Source organism: Rhodopirellula sp. JB055 (assembly GCF_043100905.1).
In the GTDB taxonomy this organism is placed as follows: domain Bacteria; phylum Planctomycetota; class Planctomycetia; order Pirellulales; family Pirellulaceae; genus Rhodopirellula.
In genome coordinates, this window is record NZ_JBICHO010000447.1 from 1 (window position 1) to 2,924 (window position 2,924).

Here is a 2,924-nt window from a genome sequence, read left to right on the forward strand (position 1 = left end):
GGTTTTGCGAGGAGGGGCAGGGATGCGAGATCCAGATGGGTTGGAGCATGGTTTGGGTGGGGTGAGACTTGGAGGGAGAACGCTGGTTGACGGAACAGTTGGGGACAACTGTTCTACTCTGGTGCGGATGGTGTTTGAGTCACGGTGGAGACCACCGTGCTACAGGTTTTTGGGGCTGGTAGGATTGGTTGTGGGTTTCAGTCTGTGGTTCTGTGCCCCTGTGCCCCTTTCTACTTATCAAACCCTTTTCACTTACTAATTTTCCAGCCTTGCTGGATTTGATTGCCAAGATCGCACGCGAGACATCGAACACCGGGTATGCGACGTTTCTTTCAATCCATTCGAAAAGCCACGTGGACGCTGTTTTGTCTTGCGTCTTTGGCGTTGATCTTGGCGTTTGTCACGGCGCTTCCGCTGTTGCAGTTGATCACGTTGGGGTATTTGCTGGCTGTTGCCGGGCATTTGGCCGCGGGTGGGCAGCTCAAGGACGCTTTGCCGAATTTGAATGCGGCGGGTGTGTTTGGAGCGGCCTTTCTGGCGCTGGCGGTTGCTTCCGCACCGACTCGGTTGCTGGCACATTGGGAATCCGTGGCGGCGGTGATTGATCCCGGTTCTCCCGATGCGACTCGGTTGAGGATTGGTGCGATTGCGTTGTCAGCGTTCTTGACTGTTTACTTGGGTTGGGCCTGGGTTCGTGGCGGACGCTTGAAACATTACTTGTGGCCTCAGCCCGTGCGTTTTCTGAAAGAAGGGTGGCGTCCATCGACTTGGTCGCGGTTCGCTGATCAGGTGTGGGCGTTTTTGCGTGACCTGAAGATTCCCGCGTTGTTTTGGATGGGCGTTCGCGGAGCGTTGTTGACTCTGGTTTGGCTGATTCCCGCGTTTGTGATCATGGGCGTGACGCGGCAAGGCGACAACGCTGCCGACGGATTGTTGGGCGTATTGGCTTTGTTCACGCTCGCGTTTGTGCTGCTGTACCTGCCGATGTTGCAGACACATTTTGCGGCGCAAAACCATTGGCGCGCGATGTTTCAGTGGCGGCAAGTCCGCAGTGACTTTCGCTACGCACCGTGGTCTTGGGCGGGAGCCATGTTGGTCGGGTTGGTGTTGATGCCGATCCCGCTGTATTTGCTGAAGATCGAAGCGACGCCGCAGGAGATCACTTGGTTGCCGTGTTTGGTGTTTGTGGCATTCATGTTGCCGGCGCGAATCGCAGAAGGGTTGGCGCTGCGTCGATGCCGGCGGCTGCGTGTCCAAGCGGAATCGGGTGAATGGTCGCCTGGGGTTTGGTCAGACCGCTGGTGGTTTGTTTCGCGGTGGACCGTTCGGCTGGTGGTGATGCCCGCGATCGTTGGCTTTTACATGTTGTTTTTGATGGCCAGCCAATTCACCAGTTGGGACGGGGTGGAAACCTGGGTTCGCCAGCACGCTCTGTTGGTTCCTGTGCCGTTTGTGGGCGTTTGATTTCTTTGCCGGATGGAGTTTGGCAACGCACGTCCTGGCAAACTTTGCGATTCGCGTCCCTTGTTGCTTCTTCGCACAAGTGGTAGAAGCGATGCATGACTCGATTGCCACATGCGAAACAGCCGAATTCTCGTCACCGCAGCCGCAAACGCGGTGTGATCGGAGTGATGTTTCGCGAAGAGAAACTGCTGATCATTCGCCGCTCGCTGACCGTCAATGCGCCAGGCAAATTGTGTTTGCCCGGTGGAGGCATTGAGGCGGGGGAAAGCGAGGAAGAAGCGCTCGTTCGCGAGATGCAAGAGGAGCTGGCGATCGATGTGACGCCGACTCGGTTGTGCTGGCGAAGCGTCACGCCATGGGGCACTCGGTTGGCTTGGTGGGTCGCGGAGTTTCCGGACGAAGTGGACCCGGTGCCCAACCCCGAGGAAGTCGCCGAGGTGCACTGGATGACGGCGAAAGAAATTGTCCAGGCACGGGGAGCCTTGCCCAGTTTGCCTGAATTTGTAGCTGCATGGCGAAAAGGCGACATCACGCTGCCCTGGACAGATTCATCGTTGCCCTGAGCGGAAACTCACCTTGTCGGTCGCTGCTGTTCTGCTAGGCTACGCGATTCGATCCGGCTGGTGTTTGATTCGCCCAAGGCTGGAACGCCAACGATTGGCGTTGCCACAACGCGAAAACTGGCCATGCACGCAAAACACGAACATCATTTCTAGGAGAGCGAACTAGGTGGGTACCAAGAAATCTGGCAAGGGACGACGCAAAGTAGGCCGCAAGAAACGACGGATGCGAGCCAAGATTCGTCACCGCAAGAAATAATCCTTGCTGGCGGGCTGAAGTTTTCGCCGCCTGGTTGTCGCCTCATCTGATCGCCGCCCAAGTGGGTTTCCACTTGGAGCGGTTTTTGCATGGAGTGATGCAAGCGAGGAGCCGGCTTGCGCGTTTTGAAGTAGCGCTTTTGCGTGAGGCATTGGGTTTTCATAACCCGACGCGTGAGCGAGGCGAAGTCAACATCGTTTTTCCCTCGCTGACGTTTCGGGTTATGAGAAAGCTGACGCTTCGGGTTTTGAGGAAAGCGCAACTTCAAAATTGACGCTTCGGGTTGGGATTAGCATGCGGTCCCTCGCTCACGCGTCGGGTTGGGATTGGCTGCGGTCTCTCGCTGACGCTTCGGGTTGTGAGGCTGTGGGGCCCTCGCTGACGCGTTTTGAAGTTGCGCTTTTTGCATTCGGTTTTGTTGGCCAAAGGCCTTCGTCATCGTAGCCTGGGGCATCGCCCCAGGGATCGAGAACGAAGGGAAATGAGTTGGCCAACGGCCAACATCAACCCACATGTTCTGAATTGAATTTGGCCGTTGGCCATTCGAGGAAAAAACGCAACTTCAAAATTGACGCTTCGGGTTGGGATTCGCATGCGGTCCCTCGCGGACGCGTCGGGGTGGGGTTAGCTGTGGTGCCGAG

General features: G+C 56.7%; 2 protein-coding genes. Both read left to right on the top strand.

What is annotated here, in order from left to right; translation table 11 throughout:
- Positions 1-318 precede the first annotated feature (318 nt).
- The gene (locus ACF8AM_RS17520; RefSeq protein WP_392556882.1) at positions 319-1,464 is read left to right on the top strand and encodes a DUF4013 domain-containing protein; all 1,146 of its coding nucleotides are present in this window, start codon (positions 319-321) and stop codon (positions 1,462-1,464) included.
- Positions 1,465-1,559: 95 nt separating this feature from the next.
- Positions 1,560-2,027 (top strand): NUDIX hydrolase, encoded by a 468-nt coding sequence (locus tag ACF8AM_RS17525; protein WP_392556883.1) that lies wholly within the window; start codon positions 1,560-1,562, stop codon positions 2,025-2,027.
- Positions 2,028-2,924 lie beyond the last annotated feature (897 nt).